This window comes from Paraburkholderia pallida (assembly GCF_004524855.1).
GTDB lineage: Bacteria > Pseudomonadota > Gammaproteobacteria > Burkholderiales > Burkholderiaceae > Paraburkholderia > Paraburkholderia oxyphila.
The window spans coordinates 185,811-211,502 of sequence record NZ_CP038152.1 but is presented as its reverse complement, the minus strand read 5'-3'; the positions used below and the strand labels follow the sequence as shown (position 1 = coordinate 211,502).

Below are 25,692 nucleotides of genomic sequence, written 5' to 3'. Positions count from 1 at the left end.
ACACGATGACATCAATCAGAGCCGTCTCGCTCAACGACGTCGAGCTAGCGAAATTGGAATTTAACCGAGAGTTCCCGAGGCCGAAGGTGGGAGTGGTCACACTGAGTTCGCCGTTTTTCATCGTTGACGACTTTGCTTTTGCCAGCTTCCCCAATGCTGCCGCTGCTGGGGTTTATTTCGTCTTCGACCGCGACGACAATCTGCTGTACATCGGAAAAGCAGACGGTCTAGGTGCTCGCCTGGGCGCCCACTTTGGCTGGAACGCCGATCGGACAGCGGGCCGCGTAAAGAGCGCGAATCTGGACGGAGCACATGCGGTACGTACGATAGGACTCCCTGGAGAGAGCTCTTTCGAAGCTGCCGCAATCGAGGCGTATCTTATCCGGCGGCTGGATCCTGGTCTCAACGTGATTGGTCGCGACCGCTCATAATCCGGGACAAAGGAAAGCGGGGAAGAGCATGATGCGGTTGCTGACCTCTAGGAGAAAGTGAATAGGGAAGTCGCGGCCGGTTGGCGTCCACGAGGTGATGTCGCGTTGGTTGCGATTGGCACGCGGAACTGCCTGTTCCTTGCCTCGCAGGCAATGACCCGCTAACGAGTCGGAAAACAGGGAGGTCGAAGTGACTCGGTCAGGCAAGGTTCTGTATGTGTACAACTGTGCAGATTGCCGGCATCGCGGTGAACAGCACCTCGATGACGACTCGCACGACGGCGAGGCATCTACCTGTGCCTCGTGTGGTGCTGCCGTGACGCTGGAATGGGACGGCGGTGTGACGTTCGAGACCCCGAAGGCGATCGCGGACGAAGCGTTCGATCGCGGTCGCGGTCGAAAGTAAAGGACACCGGAAAATCGCGATGGAACGTATTGCAGTGTCGGCTACCTACGAGGCTGTGAAGCATGGCGAACCCGTCGCCGGCAGCATCGATTTTGTCGCTCGCGTAGCAGACCCATCCAAAGGACTCGATCTGGTTACGCGGGCTCAATGCGCAGTGGCACGTCGTCTGCGCGTGCGCTTGACTGACGTAAAAATCCTCGGCGTCATGTCGAGCTAACGCAAGGGAAGCTCGACACTGCTAGGATGAGCTATCGCAAGGCGATCGACCCGCGCAAGTGACGGCGAAGGAGCAGAATGGTGGGGTGAGGTTGCAGACGAGGTTTGCGACGTGATCTCTGCGCGAACGTTGAGCGACGCCGCTGCAGTGGTCCAATGGTGCCATCACGACTGGACACGGGCATCCGACACGCCACGCGATGCGGCCCGGCGAATTCGAGAGCTGGCCCTAGCGCTGCGCCTTAGCGCGTAGGAAAAACAGAGAAACGGCATTGATCGAGCGATCAGGGAGTACGCCAAAATCTAAATCGCGTGTTCGATGCTTGATATCGCGATAAAGATCTATCTCGACGGCGGTGACAGGTTTTCGGTACTCCACCTTGCGCCGGCCGCCGAAGAAGTAATTGCTGGCTTGTTGCAACAACGGCGTTCGAGGTCATCGCGCGTTTTCCCGCAGGATTAAACGGCACGGGAGAAAGCGATCGCAGCCGTCACCGAGATCCTCAAAGGGCGGGGACAATTCCGTACCGAAAAGGAAGTCGGCACTTTCTTGAACGTGGCGCGCAACGGATCGAAGCACCATGGCAACAACGATCCAGAGACCATCGTTGCTGATGCGGAGTCGGGTCGATATGGAATCGGATTGAATCGAGCTGCATTTGCCTTCCTCCTTCAGGCGCTGCGGGACCAGTGGCCACCGCAAAGCATTTTGTTGCGACCAAAGCCATCAAGGCTTGAGGAGTGCCATGATCTGGCCTGCTTCCAGGTCCGATTCGCAGCTCGCCATCCCGTCTTTGCGCAACAACGCGCGGATCGAGACAAACATCAGGTAAGCGTCCTCATCGATTTCATGACGACGATCGCGAATTATGCCGTCGAGCTCGGTACGAGCGTCAAACGGCGGGAAGTGCTCGATGACACCAGAATCATTCTGTCGAATCCATTTCAATAGGTCTTTCCTGTCCATATCCAGCCTTCCGCCATTGCCGGCGCGCCATGCGCCAGGCGTGTTTGAGTCTGTGACGGCACCGCGGACGCAGAAGCAGGATGGACCGAGGAGGAGATCAGGACGCGTTATCCAACACACTCATGTCCTGTAGACACGCATCGATCAGGCGCTTCGCATACGCAGTCGATACGCGTCGCGCCCGTCCGCATTGCGTGGTTTCGATGAGAGGCCCGATCACGTTCGGAGGAGGGGGCCTTGAGTGGCGCGGGAATCGGTGGCGAGTCAGTCAACAAGTGCAACTTACTCCCATTGGCGTGCGCGAACTTCCGCATGGCACCACGTGCCGATTGGGCGCGGGACGAACCGGCTCAGCCACCTGTGAACAATCGCCGATACGCGGGGGCGGCTGATGGAATCGTCGAATATCAATTAGAAATTCGAAGAAAATCAAAATCAAGGAGCCAAGGGTGTACAACCGTGACGCGCGTTGCCGATCGTGGCGTGTTCTTGCGCTGCCGTCCGAAATGCTCTGACCGAAACAGCTTGACAGGGTGTCTGGCCCAGCGTAGGGTCAGTGTCTGAAGCCTTCAAGAAGCGCGATTGCTGCTCATCACTGACCGCGGAATGCGGTATTCGTTGTCCTCTCCCTCCTTGATCCTTTTTCATGCACCCCTATCGGGGCGCATACATTTGTCCAATATCAGGAGAATTTCCATGGATACCGGTACCGTCAAGTGGTTCAACGACAACAAGGGTTTTGGCTTCATCACGCCTGACAGCGGCGGCGATGATCTGTTCGCGCACTTCTCGGAGATTCGCGGCGATGGCTTCAAGACGCTGGCCGAAGGTCAAAAGGTCAGCTACGAGACGAAGCGCGGGCCCAAAGGGCTACAGGCATCGAACATCATTCCTCAGTAATCCACATCATTCGCCGGCCCTGCGTGTGGGATTGGTCACTCAGTCATCGGTCGGGGATCTTTCGCATCTATCGCAGGCACCCTCGGTCCTGATACGGCTTCCGTTTCGCCTCAAGACGACCCGCGCGGATATGTGCGGACGGACACCCCAAGGAAGAAAGTGGGGTGGAGCGCATGCACAACCTCGGTGATGCAGGTGACGGCCTCGCTGGTCCGAGCCAGAGCAGAAACGCGAACGAACCGGGCAGTATCCAGAGCGCCAGTGAACCGGACCAGCCGCAGACTTGCACAAGCGGCGCGGCAAGCGCGGCCGCCGCAGCGGCTCCGCCCATGATGACGGTGGTGTGTACATGCCCATCATGGCACCTTCCGGGCATCACCGGGTATCTTGGCGACAATGTCTCGTGCCGGCACATCCAGATTGAGCACGTGCGCATCCCGGACAGCGGCCAGGTGGCATCGTGCATCAAGACTTTACGCCCTTACGAGCTAACTCGACGCCAGCGTGCTCTGTCGGCCGGCGGGCCCGGATGAGATGACCGCGGGCCGTTGATGACTGTCCGGGTAAGAACGCACGGAAAGTGAGCGTCAAACGCCGCAGTCGTGACGTCGTTCGGTTCCCTCGCGAACGTCGAGCCGGCAATGATCTTCGACAACGCGCATCAACTCCCTGATGTCAACCGGTTTTGGCAGATGATAGTCGAAACCGGCATCGATCGCGGCATCGCGTTCTTCGGGTGATACGCTGCCAGTGACTGCGACAAGTATCGCGTTCGACAGCTCGGGGATCCCCCGAAGCCGACGCGCCAGGGTGAACCCGTCGACCACTGGCATGTGCAGATCGATGAGAGCTACATCAGGAGCAAATTCGGAGAAATTTTCGAGCGCATCGCGCGCTGTTGTCGCGGTCTGGGTAATATGACCCTCGAGCGCAAGCAGGGCGGCCAGCGCCTCAACAGTGTCAACGTCATCATCAACCAGCATGATGCGGCATGGTGTGACGGACTTGCACGACGCAGCGAACAGCCCCGGATTATCGAGATTCTCGGCGACGATGGGCAGCAGAATCGATACCGTGGTACCGGCCACCTGTTCATTATTGCGGATGGATACCGAGCCTTTATGTGCTTCTACAAGATACTTTACGAGTGCGAGGCCAATTCCCAGCCCCCCTTCGCGCCTGGCATGCGCTCCGGCCTGGGCGTACATATCAAATACCCCCGGGAGGTCGGCCGCAGGAATGCCGTAGCCTGTGTCGCGAACGGTGAACCGGACGGCACGGGCGTCGCTCTCAAGCCTCTGCCCGGCTTCGGATTCAAGCGATACATCCAGGTGAATGCAGCCGCCGTCCGGTGAATACTTCGCCGCGTTGCTCAGGACGTTTTCCAGCACCTGCGTAAGACGGACGGCATCTGCAATGACATGGACCGGAGCTTCCGGGGCACTTACCGACAGGCTATGTCGCCGGGCTTTGACCACGGGCGTCACGGCTGTAACTGCATCACTAATGATGTCTTCTAGCAGACACCTGGCGGGCGCTACCGAGATCTTGCCGCTACGCAGCCGCGATGCATCAAAGAGGTCGCCGATGAGCCGCTGCAGGCGTGCCAGTTGACGCGCCGCAATATCAAGTGGCTGGGCGACCTGTGGACCAGGCGCGAGCCGTCTGATCGTTTGCAGTGCAGCGCTCACGGGTGCCAGCGGGCTGCGCAACTCATGGCTGAGCGTGGCAATGAACGCGTCCTTGCGTTCCTCCACGTTCCGAAGTGCCGACTGCGCGGCTTCCGATTCGGCTGCGCGTCGTTCCGCGATGTCCTTCAGCCGTGCCACTTCCATCGCCGCGCCGGTGAAGTCAGCCAGACTGGTCAGCAGACGAAGATCCTCCGCATCGAAGCGCACGGAACTGTCATGCGACATCACCCAGATGGCGCCCCAGGGGCCGTTCCTGACAGGGATCGGGACGAGCAGCGCCTCCACCACGGGCGGTTCTACCCGCGCTATCGAAGAAAAATACTTCTGTGGCGTGCGGAATAATTCCGGCTGCCCCCTTTCGAGGGTGACGCCGCAGAGGCTGTCGTCAAAGGGGCGGTGTGTGTTCGCCAGCGGGACGCAGTGCCCTGTAAGTGCTGCCCACCTGAAGCTCGCCGGGCTGCCGACGGGGGACTCCAGCACGCTGATGCCGGCACTGCCGGCATTGCAAAGCCGAGCGGCTTCGCGCGCCAGCAGATCAAGCATAACCACGTCCGAACTTGCCAGAGCGCGCGCCAGACCGCGCAAGGCGTTGGCCTCGGCCTGGTAGTCAGGGTTCCGGCACGCCCGTATCGACAGCTGGTCTGTGATGAGCGATTCGCGCCGTGCGTCCCGGACACTGCGATCAGTAGATGTTGGCATACGATGAAGCGGTCGTCATGACGGCAACAAGGCACCATGACAGGCGTGCACGAAGCATAAGCCGTGCCGACTATCTTTAAAGACTCTAGCGCAGCGACCTGAAAGGACCGGCGCGGGCTTATGCACGGTTAACGCGTGTTCCGCGTAACCAAACCACTCAGTACATGATAAACGCGGTTGTTCGCTGTGCAAATGGGGTTTAGCATGATCTGGCCGGAGCGTTCGCGGAACATGCCTTGGCTGCCGGGAGCGGTACTTGCGCCGTCGTGAAGTTATCCCCGATCTGGCCACAACTGTGGAAACGATCCTGCTGGTTGACGACGACGCAAGACTTCTTGCTCCCCTGCAGGTACTGCTGGAGGCAGAGGGATACCGTATCCTCCTTGCCCTGGATGGGGAGGCAGCCGCCAGCGTGACGGATCTTGAACATCCGGATCTGATTGTTACCGATTGGATGATGCCGGTGGTTGACGGCGTTGCCTTTTGTCGGCGTCTCAAGACAAGCCGGGCCACGGCCCGCATTCCCGTCGTAATGCTCACTGCTGCAGTGCCGCCTGCGCCGGCAGAGCCGCTCTGGAACGCGCTGCTACGGAAACCGGCGCCGGTAGCATGTCTTATTGAGGTGATTCATGACCTCCTGGCGGTCTCAAGGAGCAGACGGCCCGATTGAGCACGACAGTGGCATTGGGGGTAGCTTTGGCCACTACGCATAGAGTCGCAACGCTGACATCAGCCGGCAACCCTGTCTGTCCGGGGGCCAGAAAACCCATGCTCCAACTGCGCGCACCTCCCGGGAGTGAAGAGGCCGTCCGGATGTCACTCCAACATCCGAGACCGACGACGCTTCCTGGCTGGCATGTCGATCCATGTAATTTGCATGGGTCGACGTCCACCTCGTAACGCCGCGGCCGGCTGAGTGGGCACTGGCCACTCGGCCCAGATCAGAACCGGTTCCCCCTGTGAAGGTTACGCGCGACATCCGGCTGGGCACCAGACGGCCGCTTCAGCATGGTTGCATGGCAGTTCCCGGTTAGTACCGCTTTTTCGGCGGCAGCGACCGTTTGATCTGCTTGCGCAGGCGTGCCACTGCCGCAGCCTTTTTGCGTTTGCGTTCTGCGGTAGGTTTTTCATAGGCTGTCCGGCCACGAAGCTCCGGAATCAAGCCGGTGCGCTCGATCGCGCGACGGAAACGGCGTAATGCAACTTCCACGGGCTCGTCGGGTTTCAGAGTTACGGTAGTCAATTCTCTTCCTTGGTTGAGATCCGGCAGCGATGCCGAATAGTGATGTGGATGTGCACGCAGCGTCGTGGCGCAAGCCGATGGTCGTGCATCGCGCCATCAACGGCGGGGAAATGCGCCTCTGTGGGTGGCGCCGCCGGGCTGTTGATCCTGATGTCAAAAATTGATTCGGCCTTTCGGCAGGTCGTACACCGGAGTTCCAGTGTTGCCCGATCGTTAGCAAGGATGCGAATGTGATCCTTGCGAATACGACCGGGACGCGTACGCCACTACCACCACACCATTGTCGAGCCTGACGCGGTAGTGGCTGTCTGGCAGCACTTCGTCAACGCGAGTTCCAGCAGTGCTTCTTTGGCCATTCACGGTTCCTGATCAATTGGCGGGATCGGGCTCGGATGCCGCATTGAGGGAGAAGCCGCGAGCGTTGATCGACACGCGCTCGTGCGGTGGTGGGAAGCATGAAATTTGCTGGGCAGCCCTTGCGTCCTGGAAGTCATGAACACCGCCCTGGCCGGGTGGCGAATCAGGTACGCGAGGGACTGGTCAGACGCGGCGACATCGCAATACCGGTCCGATACGCGTCGGGGCGTGCAGTCCAGAGAGAGCACTGCTATCGTTTGCCTCACTGGACTATCAATCAAAGGAAGATTCGCGGCTCACCAACACGCGTCTTTTCGGTGCTGTGCGAAGCGAACTGGTCCTGCATTGTAACCGAAGGCCGCCATCTGCTTCCCACTATCGGCGGGGTCAGCGGGAAGGGGGTGTTGTCAGCCACGCGTGCCTGCGATGCCAGTTCGGGATCCCGTGTGATGTTGAGGCGCGTTTTGTTGCGCTCGCCATGGTGCCTCAGATGCGTTGCGTTTTTCGAACCGCGGCGTCGTCTTTAACCGCGCGTGTCGACCCAATTGCGTGCCCAGTGGGTCGAGTGCTGCAATGCCTGCTCTTCACTCTTGAAGTAATCGAGCGAATAGAACCAGTAGCGGCCTTCGACCCGCGCGCTGTCGATGCGTTCGAGCAGCAGGTTGGATGAAAAGCTACCGTCGGGCAAGCGATGCGCCGAGGGTTGGAGGGCATAGCCGTTGTATTGTTGAATTTGTTTGTTCTGCATTTTAATTTTAATGATATTTGAGCGCGCCCGTGCCGCGCGAAAAGTGCAGGGGTGCGCCGATTCAAAGCAATTCGAACCGAATTCTGAAGCAGTCGAAAAGCGAAAAATGGCGTTGAAGCCTGAGGGGGGAATGAGGCGCATGGCTAGCTGCTCAATAAACAGATGCCAATCAGGAGCGATCGCGCTAACTGAGGGAGGCAAAGCTCCGCGAGGGTGTCGCTGCAACCCGGCATCCGTCGCGGGAGGCCGGACCCTTCAACTTTACATCGGCTTGATGTTAGCCGCTTGCAGCCCCTTCGGGCCTTGCTTCGTTTCGAAGCTTACCTTCTGATTTTCAGCCAGCGTCTTGAAACCGTCGCCTCTGATTTCGGAGAAATGTGCGAACAGGTCGTCGCCGCCCTTGTCCGGGGCGATGAAGCCAAAGCCTTTGCTGTCGTTGAACCACTTAACGGTGCCGGTATCCATGAAGAATCCTTGAGGAAAATACGGAAATTTGCTCTATTGAAGAGTGTGTGAAGCTTCAAGGAGGGAGAGGACAACGAATACCGCTGAGGAGCGAGCAATTGATGAACAGCAATCGAACTTCTTGAACTTCGAAGGGCACACTACCCGCTGAATGGATCAGCGTCAATACTTATCTTGTAACTGTTTCACGAGGCGGTCAGTTCTGCAGACAAAGCGATGTGGTCCTGCCTGGCTGCGCCACCTTGCCTGGTATGGCGCACAGGTTAGCTCGAGCCGCTGCACAAAAATGGATGGAGCTACCAGGCGCCATCGGCACAGCGCGCTACGTTGCCCCCCACCGCATCGCCCCGGCAGCAGAGTGCGAGGTGCATTCGCGGGCACGGCGGCGATGATCTGCGACGACGCGATGACGATGAATTCCTCCGGCGCGATGCCAAGACTGTGTTCGTAGTAGATGCGAATCTCCATGGTTATTTTGTCTTGGTAAAAAGTCGCCGGCGTTGTTCGCGGCGTTTATACGCCACGTTGTTCCGGGTTTTAAACGGACGCACCCTAGAAGGTGTTATGAACTTTCGGCCAGACCTGGTACCCTGGCGGGATGAAGAAACGCAGGCCCTACCCAACGGATGTATCGGATGAAGAGTGGTACTTCGCCGCTCCGTACCTGACATTGATGAACCAGGACGCGCCTCAGCGTCGCTACGAATTGCGCGAGATGTTCAACGCCTTGCGCTGGATTGTCCGCGCGGGTGCACCGTGGCGTCTGCTGCCCAATGACTTTCCGCCGTGGGAGACGGTCTACCAGCAAACGCAGCGCTGGATTCAGGCAGGCTGTTTCGAGGCCATGGTAAATGACCTGCGTTCGCTTATCCGGGTGGCGCAGGATCGCCGGGGTCAACCCAGTGCAGTCATCCTCGACGGCCGCACGCTGCAGTCGACGTGCGAGAGCGGCCCACGCGCAGGCTATGACGGGTACAAGCGCAAGAAAGGCAGCAAGGTGCACATGGCGGTGGATACGTTGGGGCAACTGCTTGCGGTTCATGTGACGCCGGCCAACGAACAGGAGCGTGCACAGGTCGGAGAGCTCGCGCGACAGGTCCAGCAGGCGACGGGGCAGACAGTGAGAATCGCGTTCGCTGACCAGGGCTACACCGGCGAAGAGCCTGCAGAGGCCGCGCGCGATGAAGGCATCGAGCTTCAGGTGGTCAGGTTGCCGGAGGCGAAAAAGGGCTTTGTACTGTTGCCGCGTCGCTGGGTGGTGGAGCGCAGCTTCGGCTGGCTCAACCGCTTCCGCCGACTGGCCAGAGACTACGAGCGATTGCCCGAAACGTTGGCTGGTCTGCATTTCGTCGTGTTCTCCGTGCTTATGCTCGTCCACTTTGCAGCCCTTAGCAAAAGTGCATAACACCTTCTAGACCGGATCGCTGGTTGGTTTCCGGTGGTCCGATTGCCGAAATGAGGCGTGCCCTGCCAGGTGACCCCGTCTCGCCCCTCGTTTGCCCCGTCCGGCAACGTGACTTAAGCCGTACCCGTCGCATGTTGCGTCGCACAATGCAGTCTGGTATCATTTAGGATTCCCCAATCTGCGCGCACCGGATTGCGGCGGAGGCATTCCGCCCTCGATTGTCCGTGCGTCCATCCTTTCTTCCACGATTCCGTTCGCGCCCCGACGGTCAGATTGATTTCCGTCATGCCTGCGACGATCGTCGGCCAACCTGTCGAGGAGAATCTATTGGCAAATCCCGTTCGTGACGATTCAGCGTCCCGCATGGCCGCAGTTGCGCCAAAGGCCGGCCGCCGCGCGCTCAAGGGAAAGCCCCGGGGCGGCGAAACCTCTCTGGAAATCGAGTCGATGGAACGACAGGAGGAGGAGCGTCAACGCCAGATGCGCGCGCTGATCGCGCTTGGCCGTGAGCGCGGTTATCTCACGCATACGGACATCAACGATCATCTGGCAGACGACTTTGCGCACACTGCCGCAATGGAAACGATCGTCAGCACGTTCAGCGACATGGGGGTCGCAGTGTATGAGCAGGCGCCGGACGCGGAGATGCTCCTGTTAAGCGGTGCCGCGCCCGCCGCGTTGTCCGACGATCAGACGGACGAGGAAGCGGAAGCTGCCCTGTCGACCGTCGATTCCGAATTCGGCCGCACGACGGATCCGGTCCGGATGTACATGCGCGAAATGGGCGCAAAGGAACTGCTGACCCGCGCTGGCGAAATCGAGATCGCGAAACGCATCGAGCACGGCCAGCAGGACATGATTCAGGCGATCGCCGCATGTCCGTCGGTTGTGGTCGCCATTCTTGCCGAGGTGGATCGCGTTGTTGCCGGCGAACTGCGTATCGACGAACTGGTCGCCGGTATCAGCGACGACGCGAGCGAAAGCGAAATGACGCTCGAATCCGAAGAAGACGAGGTGGGAGCCTCCACCTGCGGCGATGGCCTGGACGCTGACGACGTTGAAGCGGACGTCGGGGATCCGGAGGCCGTGAACGCAGCCCGCCTCGAGCAACTCACGAACGACAGTCTTGCGGTTTTCGCGCGTGTGCGTGCGCTGTCCGGGCAGTTGCAGGGTATGCCCGCGACTGGCAAGGCACGTTCCGCGGCGGTTGCGCGCCTGCGCGCGGAGATCCAGCGTGAACTGGCGCCGATCCGCTTTACGGCCAGAACCATTGACCGCCTGTGTGCCAGTGTGCACGAACAGGTAACGGAGGTTCGTGCGATCGAGCGCAGCATCCTCGAGATCGTCGTCGACCGTTGCGGCATGCCACGCGAGTCGTTTGTCGAGTCGTTCCCGGGCCACGAGACCGATCTTGATTGGACCACCCGCGCCGCGGCGGCTTCAAGCCAGTTTGGCGCGGCGCTCGAACGACATCTGCCAGCCATTCAGGCCGGGCAGCAGAAACTCGCCGACATCGAGGTCAGGGTCTCGCTGCCGCTCCAGCCGCTCAAGGACGTCAACCGCAGGATGAGTGCCGCGGAGTCGAAAATGCGGCTGGCCAAGGGGGAGATGATTGAGGCGAATCTGCGTCTTGTTATCTCAATTGCCAAGAAATACGTGAACCGCGGCATGCCGTTCCTGGATCTGATCCAAGAAGGCAATATCGGCCTGATGAAGGCGGTCGACAAGTTCGAATACCGGCGCGGCTGGAAGTTTTCGACGTACGCCACCTGGTGGGTACGGCAGGCTGTCACGCGTGCGCTTGCCGATCAGGCCCGAACCATTCGTGTGCCGGTGCACATGATCGAGGCGATCAACAGACTGAACCGGCTTTCTCGCGCATTCCTGCAACAGACGGGACAGGAGGCGCACCCCGCCGTCCTCGCCGAACGCATGGAGATGTCCGAGGAAAAAGTGCGCGGTATCCTCCGGATTGCGAGGCAACCCGTGTCGCTTGAAACCCCGGCGGGCGACGACGCCGATGCGACGCTCGGCGACATGATCGAGGATGTCTCTGCAAGTTCACCGGCCGAGGCCGCGATTCACGCGAACATGCGTGCCGCGATTGATGAGGCGCTCAATGGGTTGTCGCCCCGCGAGGCCAAAGTCCTGCGGATGCGATTCGGACTCGATACAACCTCTGATCACACGCTTGGAGAGGTCGGCGAGCAGTTTGGCGTGACTCGCGAGCGAATCCGCCAGATTGAGAGCAAGGCGCTGCGCACACTGAGGGACCCCCGTCGCGCTGACAGGTTGAAGGCGTTTCTCGAGCGCTGAGCAAAAGCGTGGCACGCCCCCTGTCGACGTCCGACTCCAGACCGGCAGCGATCATGTGTCGGCCTGATCGCTGCCCTGAACGAACGCCGTTTCGGCCTGGAAACTTGCAACTTCTGATGTTCGCAGCCAGGTTTTCTCTGGGGGCCCTGCTTGACTTCAAAACTCACCTTCCGGCTTTCCTGAAGGGGTTTGGAGCCATCTCCCTGAACATCGGAGAAATGTGCGCACAGGTCATTTGCCGCCCCAGAATCACTTCCAGCGGATAGTGCAAGCGTTTCAGCAAGTTCGCCGCCGCCGAATTCAGCCTCTTCATCAATTCACTCGCCGACGTCGTGGTATCGCTGGAATTCCATCGTCCAGCGCTTACTGCGAAAGAACTCGTGCAGGCATGCCATGCTGACTTGTACCCAAAGTGATCCTGAGCAGAAAGGTCTTACTTCTTCCGTTCAGTCTGCCGTTTCGCATCTGCGTTGAAACGACGGACGATAGTTGCCGCCCCTGGGCGGAGACGTTTTTCGAGTGTTTGTGCTAATAGCTCCAGGAATACAGCGAGGTTATCGCTTCCGTGTCGATTTCGAAATTCGCTTACAACGTCAGTGATGGCGGTGTGCTCGCTGACGCCTGACAGCGTACTGGCAATATGCGAACCTGCTCGCGCAATTTCGGCCATATACTGCCGCTGGTATCCGAGCATTCGTTGCGCTCTAGAAACAGCCTTTCCCGTTGTCATTGTGTGCCTTGTTGAGTTCCGTATGCAGGATCCGCTGGCCGGCGCGAGCCCTGTATGTGGGTCCTTGTTTCGCCTCAGCAGGCCGACCTGGTAGCGTGGATGCCGGTACTTTGCACTTGAACATGTGTAGCTCGCATTGACTGGGAAAGGGGCCGCTTTCGGAGTGCTGACGCGAAACAATTGCGGCACAAATCAGCAGCCATTAGATATCTCTGGCAGAAAGCGCCGCTTGATCCAGCAACGGAACGACTTCCTCACCATCACGCTGGCCCGGGCTGATCGTTCAACGATGCACGCTGCTCCAGCCACGCGGCCATCGACAATTTGTCAGATAGAACGCCCTCGCAAACCAATCTTGTGTGAAAGAAGCCGCTGACCTCGGCTGTGGCGATCACGCAAGAATAGCGCTCGATTTCCTGAAGTATGCCTGTGCGCAGATGCGATAGTTCGCGTAGCACATTTTCCGCGGACGGGTCTTCGAGACGCAGTGCGGTCGAACAATCCATCGCCTGTGGCAGCGGAACCTCAGTCTTTTCTGCGATCCGGGCAAGACACTCGGCGAGCAGGCGTTGATTTTCAACCGTTTTCGCCAGGGAGATTTCAATTTCAGCGCAATCCTGTCCGCAATCGCGGTGACGCTCGAGGAACACGGTGAGTAACTGTGCTGCGCCTTGCCCATACATGCAGGCGTCATGCAGCAGACAGAGCAACTCCTGTCGACTATTGTTCACGATGGCTCGCCGTCACCCGATCGGAGAGCAACGCTGCCTCACCATCGGACTCAAGGATAACGAAGCAGCTCATGGACGCTCCTTGATGACCATTGAGCTTCTCGTGGCCCGACGGCGGGTATAGGGGCCATTGTGGAGCGGAATTCGACCTCCGTGCTTTCCCACAACGTGAAGGTCCTGGTCGGCCTTGATCCAGAACGTCAAATCGCAGATCTGCGAACTGGCCGAGTTCGACGTGAATCTCGAATCCGCGGTACCTGATCATCCGAGACACGGTATGCTTCACCGGCTGGATGATTCGATGCGCCTCGTGAGCCCGTCGTCGGCAAGAACTGCGCTCGCTGTCGTGCTCAGAGAGACGCCAGTAACCGGAGTTGATGCTCACTCTCGGCCCCGCAAACCAGTGTGTAGGCCCGCACATCTGTCCGCTCAGGAAGCGAAATGGCCTCGGCGCCGGAAAAATCATTCCATGCGTCATCCGCGATCGAGGTTGGCGCTATACGGGCTCTCGCGAACGCTCGCAGGAGCTGGCTTGCTTCGCGGCGCAGGACGCGGCGGTCGACGTCCAGAACATACGGCGCACAGCCGGTGCGAAACACCAGGTAGTAAGGAGTCGCATCGCGTTCATTTTGCAAGGGACGATACCTATGTGAAAGAACAAGGTCAGGCGATGCGTAAAGATGAGCGCTCACAAGCCGTTCTGCGTGAAGCGTGCACGCCTGGCAGCATCAGCTCTCGCTCGCGGCCGGCTCGGAGCCTGTCTGCTGAATGCCTTTTGCGGAGTGTTGCGCGAGATAGAGCACAGCACCGACATGCACCAGTCCATTCCAGTCTGGCGTATTCATCGTGGTGTGCTCCCGCGCGAGGAATTCCGCCAGCCAGTTCAGAGAATCAGCCGTGCTTGACGCGTTGCCCGCGTTCCTGGCGATCTCGTGGAACATGTCGAGAATCGCCTCCATATTGATATACGGCTTGTTCATTGCGGTATCCTGATGATGCCGGCTCGGCTGCAGGCTCCATCGATCGCCCCTGCGCGCCCTGGCGTCAATTTCCCGATCGATCTCACGGGCGCAATCGCTGAATGCTGCGCTGAAAGCTCTGTCGATGTCGCGAAAGCGGCCCACGGTGTGTGTCCCCATCTCGTGCTGTCGCGGGGCGTCTGTCGCGAATTCCCTGTACGTGACTGGAGGAAGGATGTAGTACCAGACTTTTCCAGTGTCATCTGGCCGTTGCTCTACGGTTACGCTCATCTGCCAACCGTTATACGTCGAGAAGCAGCTTTCCATGAAAGTCTCGCACAGTGAGCGCAAGCCACTGCGCGTTGCCCGAAAAGTTGCCGCAGGCAGTCCGTGCGCAGACTACGTCATGGCGCACAGGTATTGAGAGACGTCGAGAACGGCGACAATCGTGTAGTCGCGATCAGGCGGGAAGTAAGAGAATGTAGCCGTGCAACGCCCCATGACCCTGCCCCTGTGAAAATGAAAAGCTGAAGCATGGCGGAAGCCGGCACTGACGCACGCAATTAAAAACGAACCGCTATCAGACATCAACCTAATCCACGGTACGCGCCAGATGCCGGACCGTCAAGCTGTTTCCGCGAATGCTGGAGTGCGGCGCGAGTTGGCTCGCCGGTGGACCTGGTATCCATCCGACCGGCCGGGACCAGGCGCAATGGTGTACGCTGGCAAACGCAGTGAAATGCATGCATAATTCTGAACTCGACTCGTCACAGCCACGATACTCTTTCCGTGCGCGCTGTACGCGTGCCGCAGATTCCCTTCACCTCCGTCCGTGTGTTCTCTGTCGCGATCGGTTTGACCTGGCTGCGTGTGCCAGATCCCCGCATTTACCTGCCGTTCATGGTGCCCGCTATGCCCGCGTGGGCGCTGGTGCGTATTGAATCGCAGCGCGCCTGTCCAGTAAAGCCGTCGTTACCGGACTTGCACAGGCAAACACAGTTGCGATGCCTGTATATCTTTTGCGTTGAGTCGCCATAGCGACGCTCCATGTCTAACCGCCCAGGAGAATTGATTGGCGAAGGAAGACCTGCTCGAACGCGATGGCGTTGTTAATGAGGTGTGGCCTGACAGCCGTTACTGCGTCACACTGGACAACGGTGTGGTCGTTGGTGCATACGCATACGGACGCATCGCATCCACGTCCGTGCAGGAGACCGCGTCACGTTTGAACTGTCGGTCTACGATCTCACGAAAGGACGCATCAACTTTCGTCATAAGGGCGAACTCAGTTCCGGCTCGACACGCCTGGCCGCGTTCCGCCAACGTTGACGTGGCGCGGGCGGGGCCTCACACGCCTGCCGTTCAGGAACCATGCGCAGCCAGCGACGCCCAGCGAATGCAGATCGAGCAGGGAATACGGGTCGAAACTTTCGCTGTACAAATGGCGGATTGGGCGTAGCATGAAAACATCAGTCAACCTGCGGCCGATCCTAGCGCCTCTCCTGCAGTCTTTTCTACAGGGATCGAGCTGCCTCCCCCCCAGCGCAGAACAACTGACGGTGCCGACCGCGCGGCGCAGTGCCGGCGCTCGCGCACGTTCCTATCCCATACTGCCGCGAAGCGTGCGGCGCCAGGAGGTAATTTCATGACGGTCTCTTTCCGGCTCTACCGTGGTCTGGAGATCCATCCACTGGTTTATCCGCACCAGCCGACCAGGCCCGGATTCGGCCACAACTACGACGAAGGATTTGATGCAGCTGTTCGAATCCGGGAAAGTCAGGACACGCAGGAGCCGACCGGCCAGCCGCGCAGCCGTGTATTCGGAATCGCGGTCGGCAAGCCGTTCAGGAATGCGGGTGATGCGCGTCGTGCATCGATTGCCTACGCCGAACATTTGATCGACACGTGTTTGCCTGGCAAGACGGTACTTGATTTTGAATCCTGATTATTCATTCCACTACCGTATCCGGGCTGACGATACATTTTGGACCAGTGGCTGACGGCATCATTGGAGGTGTGGCATGGACAGAAACGACCTGCTGAGGCGAATCAGGGTCGACGGGCGTGAGGTTGTCGACGAATTCCTTCCTTCAGACGCCAACACGGAGTTGGAGGGTCTGATAGTTGACCGTCGCCATGAGGTCAACGCAGAAGCGTTCCTGATGTTCGTATCAGTCCGTGCGTTATTGCGTGGAAGTGGTATGCCGAGTTGCGAGTCGGACTGTGAGGCGGGGCAGATCATGGCCCTGCTGAATGCAGGCGCAGTTTGAACCAGGTGAAGAGGTAATCAGCGGCAAATGGATGCCGCGCGTATTGGCTGAGGTAATATGCGTTCCGATTCGACACGATTCCGGATTGACCCGACACCGCGCCGGGCAGACGGTGAATACATGGCACACGCACGCATCAGTGCGAACCGCGCGGATGGGAGCGAATACGACGTCCACATGAGTGGCGATCTCGCAGGATTCGAATTGCGTGAAGACGCGATTGACTATGCGAAAGGCTGGGCACAACAGTGGCTGCATGCGCGTTTTGGTTAGAACGCGTCGGGTGACCAACCTGCGGGCCGTCTGACGATCCACGCAGTTGGCAGCCGGGGAAATGCGTCGGACCAGCCAGGGAACGGACCGATTCGCCGTTGACCCCGGCGGCGCGTAGGAGATCAGTCTTTACTGTTGGTCCGTTCCGGTCCCCACCGGGCCGAAAATCTTGACGCCTCTGTTTCTGTGGCGAAATAACCGAGCGAAAAGAAGTCGTCACACGCGGGGGCATCGGCAATGCTGGCGCGGCTGAGTGAGCGGTTTGAAGAAACGTGACCTCCGGGAAAAGGATGAGCCGAGGGCCTGACCGCGTAACCGCGGTAGGGCGTGGCGAGAGGGTGCTGCACTATGGCCCGCCCGTCATGCGGTTCCGGTCGGTCAGGACGCGCACGTCGACGTGGCGCGTACCCGTTGGGGAGGAGGTCGACGACGGCCCAATGGGACGTCGCCGGATAGCATTCGACCAGTCTCGGTGCACGGAGCACGAGTCTCCGGGTATAGACGCTTGTGACACAGCCAGCAAGCGTTCCGCGATGGGCCAGAAACTGCAGGATCCCGGGATCGTTCATTGCGTGAATCGGACCCATGGTGCAGCCGGGAACGGAGAGGATATCGACGCTTTCCGGGCATTGGGAGAGCGAACGTATGGCGCTTACCGATAGCCCTTCTGGCGTGTGCGCCGGTGCGATCGTCTTGCCCACGAGCATCGTATCGAAACATGCCACCGTGAAGACGTTCAGCGGGCCGATCAGGTCAAGCGCAACCATTTCCGAATAGAGTCCAGAGCAGGGCGCCGGCGGCGCGCACGCGTGATCCATGCGGACGGCAGAGGGGGCAACAGGTGAGTGCCCACGACCAGCACGACGCCGACCGTGATCCACAGGGCACGTTCAGCCGGGAGGCCGCCACGCTGCGGACCTGAATGGACGGAGAGGAACGCTGCAGTCACGGTAGCCGCGACCGCGAGTAACCCCGGCATCGTTCTCATTGGCATGGCGAGATCTCTGCCTTCCCGCTGCTATTTATGCCTTGTGAACATGCAGCACTAGGCGCACCATGGGCTTGGGAATCGTACTTTCGGTCTCGCGATGGTCTTCCCACCTCTCGATGGGGGGATCTATGGAAACGCGTCTCGACACCTTTAATGGCTGGCAAATGATGGCAACTGTCGAAAGTAGGCCTGCGATGACAGGGAACTCGCGCTACTACATCGTGCTGCCCCTTGCATACAAGGAATTTTCGATGTCTGAAGCTATGCATCCGGCGACAAGCAGTCATATCAGCGCCCCGTTCGATAATCTGGATGATGCGTTTCAAGCAGCGTTCGGGGTTTGCAGGCGCGCCGTCATGAATGCGATCAAATTGCGCAATCTGCAAAGCTTCAGCTAGAGCGGCTCCTTTCTCTACGGGCCTCAAAATAGGGCGGCTCCCGCCCGCCGAATGAATGGGCTGCCGCGACTGGGGTTAATCTCGGTGTCCGTGACTTAGAGGCGGTCGTGCTACGATCGCCCGAAATGATCGCGTTGCGTATAAGCAGTATCAGTGTGGAAGCACTTGCCGCTTGAGAAAACTAGCTGATGCCGCACACCAGTTGCCCTTTCACATGTCAACGACCGAAACTCCGTTCACCTTTCCGTCGATGATGTCCTTTCCCTGCTGCCAGGCGGCACGCCTTGCCATACCGAAGTCGGAGAAGGCGTGCGGCTGGTTCAGCCTGAAAACACGGCTTGCGGTAGAGGTCGCGATCGCGCCCGGGCGACATATCCGCACCGCAATGTCATACCCTTCGGCGTAGCGGGAATGTCCGTCAAAGCGACTGAATGCGCGGGAGAAGACGAGGGGGTGAAGTTCGTACCCCTTGTAGAGAAGAAGCGGGTGTGTCGACATGCTGGTCACTCCACAGGGGATGGCCCACTATACCCTGGAACGGCAGCGTAGGACTGCGCAGAGAATTTCACCAAAATTGAATTGGCCGAAGGTGCCCTCGCGGTACCTTGAATCACAAGGTTCGCAAGGGTCAAGATCCGGCGCCAGATAAATCCGAGTTTTTACAGGCGGCTTCGAGGTCCAAGTGCAACATATCCTGAATGATGTGTTGCACTTGGTCCTCGAGAAACCGCCCTGATTATTGAGTTTCCCTCCATTTCGAAACCGTCGTCCCAAATTGCTTCCTGAACCAGAAAGCAAAAGCGCTTGAACTGGAAAAGCCGAGCAGATCCGCCAGCTCGGCGAGCGAGCGGTCACTATCGCGGATTTGCCGCGCGGCGAGTTCGCACCGCACTTCCCGAAGCAGCGATGAAAAGGTGGTGCTCTCGGTGGTCAGGCGTCGATGCAAAGTCCGGCGGTCCACGCCGAGATGTCTCGCGACACGGTCGGCCGTGCATCGGCCATTGGGCAACATCGCGACAATGACCTGACGAATCGAATGCGTGTCGCTGTCATTCGCGCTTGTCAACGCCTGATCCAGAAAGCGGCGCGCATAGAGCGCCATCTGGGAGCCAGTGGCAGGCCGGCACGCCGCCATGTCCCTCGCGTGGCACACGATGCCATTGAAATCCGCATTGAATTCGACTGCCGAGCCGAAGAAGGTCTTGTGGCATGTCGCGCCATCCGGCGGGCGGTGCTCGAAGCAGACGCTGCGCGGCCGCCAGTTCGGCCCCAGCAGCTCCGCGATGCTGCGATAGAGCACGCCGACGGCCATCTCGATGGACTGCCGCACGGAGTTCTTGTCGTCCACGAGAATGTGCTCACGAATCAATACCGCGTCGCCATAGTCCTCGATGCGGGTCAGCAGTGAGGCATTGATCAGGCGTATGTACCGGCACAGGCTCTCGAGGGCCTCTCGAGCCGTGGGCGCTTCGCTCATGACCGCGCTGATCGGACCCAGGTTGGACAGCCGCCGGCTCATCGCCAGCCGCAAGCCGAAATCTTCCACGTTGGCCGCTGCAGCGCTGCTCTCCAGCAGTTCGCGGACCGCATTGCTGCTGATGGGCGCATCCGGATCGACCAGATCGCGTGCACTCAACCCGACCCTGCGCAGCATCCGCGCGGGATCCAGTCCGACATGGCGTGCGAGATCGCTATAGCCAGTAAGGCTCGCGCTTCGGATCGTGAGCATGGATCGCTGCATGTCGGTGTCCCAATTTAGACATCTGATGTCCCAAATAATACATTACGGTCGATTTCGCAGCGATATTCTTCTGGTGTGAATCTGATGTTGCCGGCGCCAGGACGCTACGCGCCAAGTTCCAATCATCGCCACCGCATTATTAGTTTTCCCAGGAGACACGCCATGAATTTCCTCGACGGACACCTGTTCCCCGAAAACCAGCAGCCGTTGATCATCACGGCCGCCCCCTATGCGCCGTCGTGGGTGCCGTCGGACTTTCCCGAGGACATTCCCGTCACGATGGAGGAGCAGATACAGAAGGCGGTGGACTGCTACAACGCCGGCGCGACGGTGCTGCATCTGCACGTGCGCGAGCTGGACGGCAAGGGCAGCAAGCGCCTGTCGAAGTTCAACGAGCTGATTGCCGGGGTCCGTGCGCGCGTGCCGGAGATGATCATCCAGGTGGGCGGCTCCATCAGTTTCGCGCCGGAAACCGAGGGCGCAGCAGCCAAATGGCTATCGGACGACACGCGCCACATGCTGGCCGAGCTGGACCCCAAGCCCGACCAGGTGACGGTGACGATCAACACATCGCAAATGAATTTCCTCGAGCAGTTCGATGCGCGCGACATCAAGGGCACCTCGATGGAAGACCCGGTGGTGTTCAACGCCTACAAGGAGATGACGGTGCCGGCACAGCCCGGCTGGGCCGAGGAGCATATCCGGCGCCTCACGGCCGCGGGCATTCAGAGCGAGTTCCAGTGCTACAACATCAACAGCTTCGAATCGGTGGAGCGGCTAATGCGCCGCGGCATCTACAGGGGGCCGCTGGTGCTGAACTGGGTGGCCATCGGCGGGGGCATGGACGCGCCGAATATTTACAGCCTGGCCAACTTCGTGCGCGCGGTGCCCGATGGCGCGGTGCTGACGGTGGAAAGCTCCGTGCTCAACGTGTTGCCGGTGAACATGATGGGTATCGCGATGGGCCTCCACGTGCGCACAGGTACTGAGGACAATTTATGGAACCAGTCGCGCACGGCCAGGATCGGCACGGTCGCGCAGATCGAGCAACTCGTGGACATCGCGCGCATCTTCGGCCGGCCGATTGCCACGGCCAAACAGGCGCGTGAGATCTGCAAGATCGGTGTGTTCTACGACACGGTGGAAGAAACCCTGGCGGCCAACGGCTTCGCGCCCAACCGCAACGGCGGGCAACAAGGCTATCTGCGCAAGATCGCCTGACCAGCAATGATGAACGACGGTGCACACGCGCGCCGCGTCGTGGGCCTGCCAATCAAGTATGGTTACCTAATTAAATAAAGTCGGAGGAGACAAGTTGAAAAAATATGCAGGCGGGATTTCGATATTGCTTTCGCTTTCTGCGGCCCATGCGCAGAGCAGTGTTGCGCTGTACGGCGTGGTTGACGATGCGTTGACTTTCAACTCGAACGCGGGCGGACAACGCCAATATTTCCTGACCAGTGGAGCGAAGACCGCGAATCGCTGGGGCTTGACCGGCACCGAAGAACTGGGCGGCGGCCTCAAAGCGATCTTCTCCATCGAAAGCGGATTTACCAATAACACTGGCGCATCGCTGCAGGGCGGTGCCGTTTTTGGCCGACAGGCCTACGTGGGTCTTTCCAGCAATGCCGGCACGCTGACACTCGGCCGCCAATACTCGAGTGGCTACTGGTATGTCGGGGGGCCACTGACGTCGGGCGGAGGCTGGGCCTTCAGCGGCTCGGGCTATGGCGCGCATCCTGGCGACGTCGACAATCTCGACAGCTTCAATCGCGTGAACAATGCCGTGATCTACACGACGCCCAAGCTCTACGGGTTCACGGGCTCGGCCATGTACAGCTTCGGTGGCGTGCCGGGCTCGACGCCCGAGCATCAGATCTGGGCACTCGGCGCGGGGTACGCGAACGGCGCCGTCACGCTGGGCATCGGCTATCAGGTGGCCAACCAGCCCAACTTCTCGTTCTACGGCAATAACCCGTCGTCGAGTGCAACCGGCAACAACATGTGGAGTCCGGTGAACGCGGGTTACGCATCGGCAGGCGCACAAAAGATATTCGCCGCAGGGGCCGCGTACACGCTCGGCAGCGCGACGATTGCCGCCGTCTATAGCAACACGCGCTATACGGACCTCGGCGCGACGACGGTCGCCGGCTTGACGGTGACCGAAGCGGGCTACCGGGGAGGCGAGACGTTCAACATCGGCGAGCTGAATTTCAAATTCATGTTGACTCCGGCACTCCTGCTCGGCGCATCGTATGCCTATACCCATTCTTCCGGCGTGAACGCCGCTCGCTACCAGCAAGTCGATCTCGGCTTTGACTACTTCGTGTCGAAGCGAACCGACTTCTACGGGGGGACGATCTACCAGCACGCGGCGGGAACGAATTCGCTGGGCTCGCCCGCAGTCGCGGAAATCGGCCCCGTGACTCCGTCATCGAACAACCACCAGATCGTGGCGATCCTCGGCATGGGCCATCGGTTCTGAAGGCGCGAAATGCAATCGAAGGAGACAAGCATGCATATCCCGCGCGCCGATGCCCTGGCGAAGCATGATCGGGCCATGCGCACCACGCCTCATCCCTATACATGGGTCGTGCTCGTGCTCACCATCGGCCTGATGCTATCCGACTATATGTCGAGGCAGGTGCTCAACGCCGTCTTCCCGGCGCTCAAGGCCGTCTGGCACCTCTCCGATGCGCAGCTCGGGTCGTTCAACAGCGTGGTGGCACTGATGGTCGGCGTGCTCACGCTGCCGCTCTCGATACTGGCGGACCGCTGGGGACGGGTCCGCAGCATCGTATTGATGGCGGCGCTCTGGAGCCTCGCGACGCTCGGCTGCGCGCTCTCGACGAGCTACGGCAACATGCTGCTGGCGCGCGCGCTGGTTGGGCTGGGCGAGGCGTCGTATGGCGCAGTCGGGCCCGCCTTGATCATGGGCATCTTTCCGGCGCACCTGCGCTCGTCGCTGACCGCGAGCTTCATGGCGGGTGCCGCGCTAGGCTCGGTCATCGGCATGGCGCTCGGCGGCGTGATCATGGCCCACCTGGGTTGGCGCTGGGCGTTCGGCACCATGGCCGGTTTCGGCATCGTGCTCGTCGTGCTCTATCGCGCCGTCGTGACCGAGGCGCGGCTCGCGCCGCACCGCATCGAAACTGCATGCCGCGCGGCGCCGGGCCGGATGCGCCTCGCACAGAGCGCCCGGATCGTATTTGAAGGGTTGTTCGCGTCGGTGTCCGCACGCTTTGCCTATCTGGGCAGCGGCTTGCAGGTCTTCGTCGGCGGCGCACTCTATGCGTGGCTGCCAAGCTATCTCAACCGCTATTACGGCATGCCGCCGGCACGCGCCGGCGTGATGGCGGCGGGATTCGTCCTCATCAACGGACTCGGCATGGTCCTGTGCGGCATGCTGGTGGATCGCGCGAGCAAGGGCGATCCCACCCGGAAGTGGGGCATCGCGCTCGCCTATTGCGCCATGTCGGCCCTGTTGCTCGCGGTCGCCTTCCGCGTTCCTGACGGCACCCTGCAACTCGTGCTGATTGCTGCCGCCATGTTCGTCGTGTCCGGCACCAATGGGCCGTCCGGTGCGATGGTGGCCAACGTCACGCCCGCCGCCATCCACGGCTCGGTCTTCGCGACGCTCACGCTCGCGAACAGCCTGCTTGGCATGGCGCCAGGTCCGTTCGTGACGGGCTTCGTCGCGGACCGTATCGGCCTGCACGGTGCGTTGCAAGTCCTGCCCTGCGTCGGGCTCGTCTCGATGCTGGCGTTTGCGCTAGGCAAGCGGTATTACGCTGGGGACCTCGAGCGTGCACGACGGGCGCATGCCTGAGGGATCGCCCGGGCTTTCCGGAAGGGAACGGCTCCTCGCATCCAGCGTGAGGATTCCTGGATTGTCAGCCAATGCCGCGATATTTCACAACGTGCGCGAGGAGGGCCCGTGAATTCGACGACAAGCGAAGAAGGGACTTCGAATCCACCGGGTACGCCGGAGCGGTGCGATCCCGGACGTCCGAAGTGCCTGCGTGCCGCCAGCCCCGATCCGGAGGCCGAAGTGCTTTTGAATGTGCTCAATCTCATGAAACGCAAGCCGGTTGACCGTTTCAACCTGCGCCAGCATCGGCTGGCGTGGCGTTTGGCCGCGCTCGCGCTTGGCCGCGCGGATGTGGTGGCCCGTGTCGAGACACACGCAATTCCCGGGCCGTATGAGCCGATCCGGGTGAAGGTGTATCGGCCCTCACTGACGGCCGAGGCCGTGCCTGCATTCCTGTGGTTTCACGGCGGCGGTTTCATGATGGGCGGACTCGCGACCGCCGATGCCATTTGCCGGCATATCGCGGCGGCAAGCGGCGTGATTGTCGTTGCGGTGCGCTACCGTCTGGCGCCGGAGCACGACCTGTATGCCGGCCGGGCCGATTGCATGGCCGCGGTGGACTGGGTTGCCCGCGAGGGCCGCTTGCTCGGCATCGATACCACGCGCCTGGCTGTGGGCGGCGACTCGGCCGGTGGCAATCTCGCCGCCTCGGTGGCCCAGCGTCATGTCGAGCAAGGCGGCACGGCGCTGCGGCTTCAGGTGCTGGCCTATCCCGCCACGAATCTGCTAGACGATTTCGCTTCCAGGGCGGAAAACGCGGGCGGCTATATCCTGACATCGGACGGTATCGATGCGATTCGGCGGCTGATTACGCAAGGGCGCACCGATCTTGCGGATCCCACGATCTCGCCTGCATTCGCCCGCGAACTGCGAGATTTGCCGCCGGCGCTCATCGTGACGGCAGGCTTCGACCCGATCCGCGACGACGGCCTGGCCTACGCCGGGCGTCTGCGTGAAGCCGGCGTGCCGGTCGAATTGCTGCACTACGCGGGCCAGTTCCACGGCTTCCTGAATTTCGACGGCGTGCTGCGGGCGGCGCGCGATGCGCTCGACCGCATTGGCGCGGCGCTTCGGCTCGGCCTGGCAGCGCCCGCCGGCGAAACGGCGGCGCCGGCCGACCGCACCATGGAGCTATCGGCGCAATGCCGCGACGATGGTGCATGGGCGGGACTTCCCATGAGCCGCAATCTGGCGATTGCGTGGCTCATGCTCGGTGAGCGGCTCGAGAGCTGGCGCTGGACGATGCTCCACAGCACGCTGACCGACCTCGGCTGGACCCAGGCCCTGAACGCCTTCCCGCTGCTCAATCCGGTATCCGTCTGCCGCGAGCTGCTCGGGCAGTACTTCGCGCCGATTCAGGCAATTGAAACCTACCAGGGGAATGCACATGCACGCGCCTGACCCGTTGAGTTTGCGCGGCGCGCGTGCCCGCTATTTGCGCGTCCCCATCCCGCTCTGTCGACCGGTATAAACGATATGGCTTCCTCTCTATTTCCCGATCCGTTTCAGATCTGGCGCGAAGCCTTGTCGAAACTCGAGAACGACGCCAACGCGGTCGCGGCCGGCAGCTTGAAATCGCAGGAAGTGCTCCAGTCATTGCATCAGTTTTCGTCGGCCTCGCTCGGCATGCAGCAATGGTTCGAGAAGACCATCGAGGAATACTTGCGGCGCGCCAATCTGCCAAGCCGCAAAGCGGTCGATGAACTCGCGGTGTCGTTGCGGCGCATCGAGGAAAAGCTCGACCGCTTGTTGCCGCAAGCGGCGTCTGCCACGTCCGCGCCGCGTCCCGCGCGAACCCGCCGTCCTCCCGGCGCGGCGTCCTCCACCGAAGCCGTGGCCGCCGGGAAACCCGCGCGCCGCGGCAAGCCTGCCGGGCGGGGCTGA

General features: G+C 60.4%; 26 protein-coding genes and 3 pseudogenes. 16 read left to right on the top strand and 13 right to left on the bottom strand.

Annotated elements, in window-relative coordinates:
• Positions 1 to 5: 5 nt before the first annotated feature.
• Positions 6 to 431, top strand: coding sequence for a GIY-YIG nuclease family protein (locus E1956_RS43520; RefSeq protein WP_167760330.1), 426 nt, complete (start codon positions 6 to 8; stop codon positions 429 to 431).
• 425 nt (positions 432 to 856) lie between these two features.
• On the top strand, positions 857 to 1,054 hold the full coding sequence (locus E1956_RS43515) for a hypothetical protein (protein WP_134760067.1): 198 nt from the start codon (positions 857 to 859) through the stop codon (positions 1,052 to 1,054).
• A 228-nt stretch (positions 1,055 to 1,282) separates the two neighbouring features.
• Here the strand turns inward: E1956_RS43515 and E1956_RS46535 are convergent, their stop codons facing one another.
• A complete protein-coding gene (locus E1956_RS46535; protein ID WP_167760329.1) occupies positions 1,283 to 1,474 on the bottom strand; it encodes a hypothetical protein in 192 nt (63 codons plus the stop codon).
• Between the two features lie 306 nt (positions 1,475 to 1,780).
• Positions 1,781 to 2,020 carry a hypothetical protein gene (locus tag E1956_RS43505; RefSeq protein ID WP_134760065.1) on the bottom strand — a complete coding sequence of 80 codons (240 nt, stop codon included), beginning with the start codon at positions 2,018 to 2,020 and terminating at the stop codon, positions 1,781 to 1,783.
• A 696-nt stretch (positions 2,021 to 2,716) separates the two neighbouring features.
• Between E1956_RS43505 and E1956_RS43500 the strand changes: the two genes are divergently transcribed.
• Positions 2,717 to 2,920, top strand: a complete 204-nt coding sequence (locus tag E1956_RS43500; protein ID WP_059564277.1) for a cold-shock protein — start codon at positions 2,717 to 2,719, stop codon at positions 2,918 to 2,920.
• A gap of 587 nt (positions 2,921 to 3,507) precedes the next feature.
• On the opposite strand, the gene E1956_RS43495 is transcribed toward E1956_RS43500, so the two are convergent.
• Positions 3,508 to 5,154, bottom strand: a complete 1,647-nt coding sequence (locus tag E1956_RS43495; protein WP_232072595.1) for a hybrid sensor histidine kinase/response regulator — start codon at positions 5,152 to 5,154, stop codon at positions 3,508 to 3,510.
• Positions 5,155 to 5,566: 412 nt separating this feature from the next.
• On the opposite strand from E1956_RS43495, the gene E1956_RS43490 reads away from it, so the two are divergent.
• Positions 5,567 to 5,980 carry a response regulator gene (locus tag E1956_RS43490; protein WP_232072593.1) on the top strand — a complete coding sequence of 138 codons (414 nt, stop codon included), beginning with the start codon at positions 5,567 to 5,569 and terminating at the stop codon, positions 5,978 to 5,980.
• Positions 5,981 to 6,340: 360 nt separating this feature from the next.
• Here the strand turns inward: E1956_RS43490 and rpsU are convergent, their stop codons facing one another.
• From rpsU to E1956_RS43465, 5 genes and pseudogenes are all read right to left on the bottom strand, one after another.
• Entirely contained in the window at positions 6,341 to 6,553 is a 213-nt protein-coding gene (gene rpsU, locus E1956_RS43485; protein WP_134760061.1) for a 30S ribosomal protein S21, read from the bottom strand.
• Between the two features lie 153 nt (positions 6,554 to 6,706).
• Positions 6,707 to 6,913: pseudogene (gene infA / locus E1956_RS43480) on the bottom strand (translation initiation factor IF-1).
• Between the two features lie 520 nt (positions 6,914 to 7,433).
• Positions 7,434 to 7,658 carry a hypothetical protein gene (locus E1956_RS43475; RefSeq protein ID WP_134760852.1) on the bottom strand — a complete coding sequence of 75 codons (225 nt, stop codon included), beginning with the start codon at positions 7,656 to 7,658 and terminating at the stop codon, positions 7,434 to 7,436.
• Positions 7,659 to 7,919: 261 nt separating this feature from the next.
• Entirely contained in the window at positions 7,920 to 8,123 is a 204-nt protein-coding gene (locus E1956_RS43470) for a cold-shock protein (RefSeq protein ID WP_134760059.1), read from the bottom strand.
• Between the two features lie 162 nt (positions 8,124 to 8,285).
• On the bottom strand, positions 8,286 to 8,591 hold the full coding sequence (locus E1956_RS43465) for a hypothetical protein (RefSeq protein ID WP_134760057.1): 306 nt from the start codon (positions 8,589 to 8,591) through the stop codon (positions 8,286 to 8,288).
• Positions 8,592 to 8,721: 130 nt separating this feature from the next.
• On the opposite strand from E1956_RS43465, the gene E1956_RS43460 reads away from it, so the two are divergent.
• Together E1956_RS43460 and rpoD are read left to right on the top strand one after the other, a co-directional pair.
• Positions 8,722 to 9,528: an IS5 family transposase gene (locus E1956_RS43460; RefSeq protein ID WP_134750941.1), complete on the top strand. Its 807-nt coding sequence runs from the start codon at positions 8,722 to 8,724 to the stop codon at positions 9,526 to 9,528.
• A gap of 285 nt (positions 9,529 to 9,813) precedes the next feature.
• Entirely contained in the window at positions 9,814 to 11,844 is a 2,031-nt protein-coding gene (gene rpoD, locus E1956_RS43455; RefSeq protein ID WP_134760055.1) for an RNA polymerase sigma factor RpoD, read from the top strand.
• Positions 11,845 to 11,975: 131 nt separating this feature from the next.
• Here the strand turns inward: rpoD and E1956_RS47885 are convergent.
• The 3 genes and pseudogenes from E1956_RS47885 to E1956_RS43435 all read right to left on the bottom strand — a co-directional run.
• Positions 11,976 to 12,161: pseudogene (locus E1956_RS47885) on the bottom strand (cold shock domain-containing protein); the annotation flags it as partial.
• 673 nt (positions 12,162 to 12,834) lie between these two features.
• Positions 12,835 to 13,305, bottom strand: a complete 471-nt coding sequence (locus tag E1956_RS43445; RefSeq protein ID WP_134760053.1) for a hypothetical protein — start codon at positions 13,303 to 13,305, stop codon at positions 12,835 to 12,837.
• A gap of 728 nt (positions 13,306 to 14,033) precedes the next feature.
• Positions 14,034 to 14,591: a hypothetical protein gene (locus E1956_RS43435; protein ID WP_134760049.1), complete on the bottom strand. Its 558-nt coding sequence runs from the start codon at positions 14,589 to 14,591 to the stop codon at positions 14,034 to 14,036.
• A gap of 745 nt (positions 14,592 to 15,336) precedes the next feature.
• On the opposite strand from E1956_RS43435, the pseudogene E1956_RS43430 reads away from it, so the two are divergent.
• The 5 genes and pseudogenes from E1956_RS43430 (at position 15,337) to E1956_RS43410 (ending at position 18,196) form a co-directional block, all read left to right on the top strand.
• A pseudogene (locus E1956_RS43430) lies at positions 15,337 to 15,593 on the top strand (translation initiation factor IF-1).
• Positions 15,594 to 15,909: 316 nt separating this feature from the next.
• Positions 15,910 to 16,209 (top strand): hypothetical protein, encoded by a 300-nt coding sequence (locus tag E1956_RS43425; RefSeq protein ID WP_134760047.1) that lies wholly within the window; start codon positions 15,910 to 15,912, stop codon positions 16,207 to 16,209.
• Between the two features lie 76 nt (positions 16,210 to 16,285).
• Positions 16,286 to 16,534 (top strand): hypothetical protein, encoded by a 249-nt coding sequence (locus E1956_RS43420; protein WP_134760045.1) that lies wholly within the window; start codon positions 16,286 to 16,288, stop codon positions 16,532 to 16,534.
• 57 nt (positions 16,535 to 16,591) lie between these two features.
• Complete coding sequence (locus E1956_RS43415; RefSeq protein ID WP_134760043.1) at positions 16,592 to 16,807, top strand: hypothetical protein; 216 nt, start codon at positions 16,592 to 16,594, stop codon at positions 16,805 to 16,807.
• 1,119 nt (positions 16,808 to 17,926) lie between these two features.
• Positions 17,927 to 18,196 carry a hypothetical protein gene (locus E1956_RS43410; RefSeq protein ID WP_134760041.1) on the top strand — a complete coding sequence of 90 codons (270 nt, stop codon included), beginning with the start codon at positions 17,927 to 17,929 and terminating at the stop codon, positions 18,194 to 18,196.
• Positions 18,197 to 18,406: 210 nt separating this feature from the next.
• Here E1956_RS43410 and E1956_RS43405 read toward each other — a convergent pair whose 3' ends face one another.
• On the bottom strand, positions 18,407 to 18,694 hold the full coding sequence (locus tag E1956_RS43405; protein WP_134760039.1) for a hypothetical protein: 288 nt from the start codon (positions 18,692 to 18,694) through the stop codon (positions 18,407 to 18,409).
• A gap of 238 nt (positions 18,695 to 18,932) precedes the next feature.
• Positions 18,933 to 19,925 carry an AraC family transcriptional regulator gene (locus tag E1956_RS43400; RefSeq protein WP_232072590.1) on the bottom strand — a complete coding sequence of 331 codons (993 nt, stop codon included), beginning with the start codon at positions 19,923 to 19,925 and terminating at the stop codon, positions 18,933 to 18,935.
• 174 nt (positions 19,926 to 20,099) lie between these two features.
• On the opposite strand from E1956_RS43400, the gene E1956_RS43395 reads away from it, so the two are divergent.
• The 5 genes from E1956_RS43395 (at position 20,100) to E1956_RS43375 (ending at position 25,692) form a co-directional block, all read left to right on the top strand.
• The gene (locus E1956_RS43395) at positions 20,100 to 21,158 is read left to right on the top strand and encodes a beta-keto acid cleavage family enzyme (RefSeq protein ID WP_134760035.1); all 1,059 of its coding nucleotides are present in this window, start codon (positions 20,100 to 20,102) and stop codon (positions 21,156 to 21,158) included.
• Between the two features lie 94 nt (positions 21,159 to 21,252).
• Entirely contained in the window at positions 21,253 to 22,422 is a 1,170-nt protein-coding gene (locus E1956_RS43390; RefSeq protein ID WP_134760033.1) for a porin, read from the top strand.
• 30 nt (positions 22,423 to 22,452) lie between these two features.
• Positions 22,453 to 23,766 carry an MFS transporter gene (locus tag E1956_RS43385; RefSeq protein ID WP_134760031.1) on the top strand — a complete coding sequence of 438 codons (1,314 nt, stop codon included), beginning with the start codon at positions 22,453 to 22,455 and terminating at the stop codon, positions 23,764 to 23,766.
• Between the two features lie 108 nt (positions 23,767 to 23,874).
• Positions 23,875 to 25,209, top strand: coding sequence for an alpha/beta hydrolase (locus E1956_RS43380; RefSeq protein WP_134760029.1), 1,335 nt, complete (start codon positions 23,875 to 23,877; stop codon positions 25,207 to 25,209).
• A 75-nt stretch (positions 25,210 to 25,284) separates the two neighbouring features.
• Positions 25,285 to 25,692 (top strand): hypothetical protein, encoded by a 408-nt coding sequence (locus E1956_RS43375; protein ID WP_134760027.1) that lies wholly within the window; start codon positions 25,285 to 25,287, stop codon positions 25,690 to 25,692.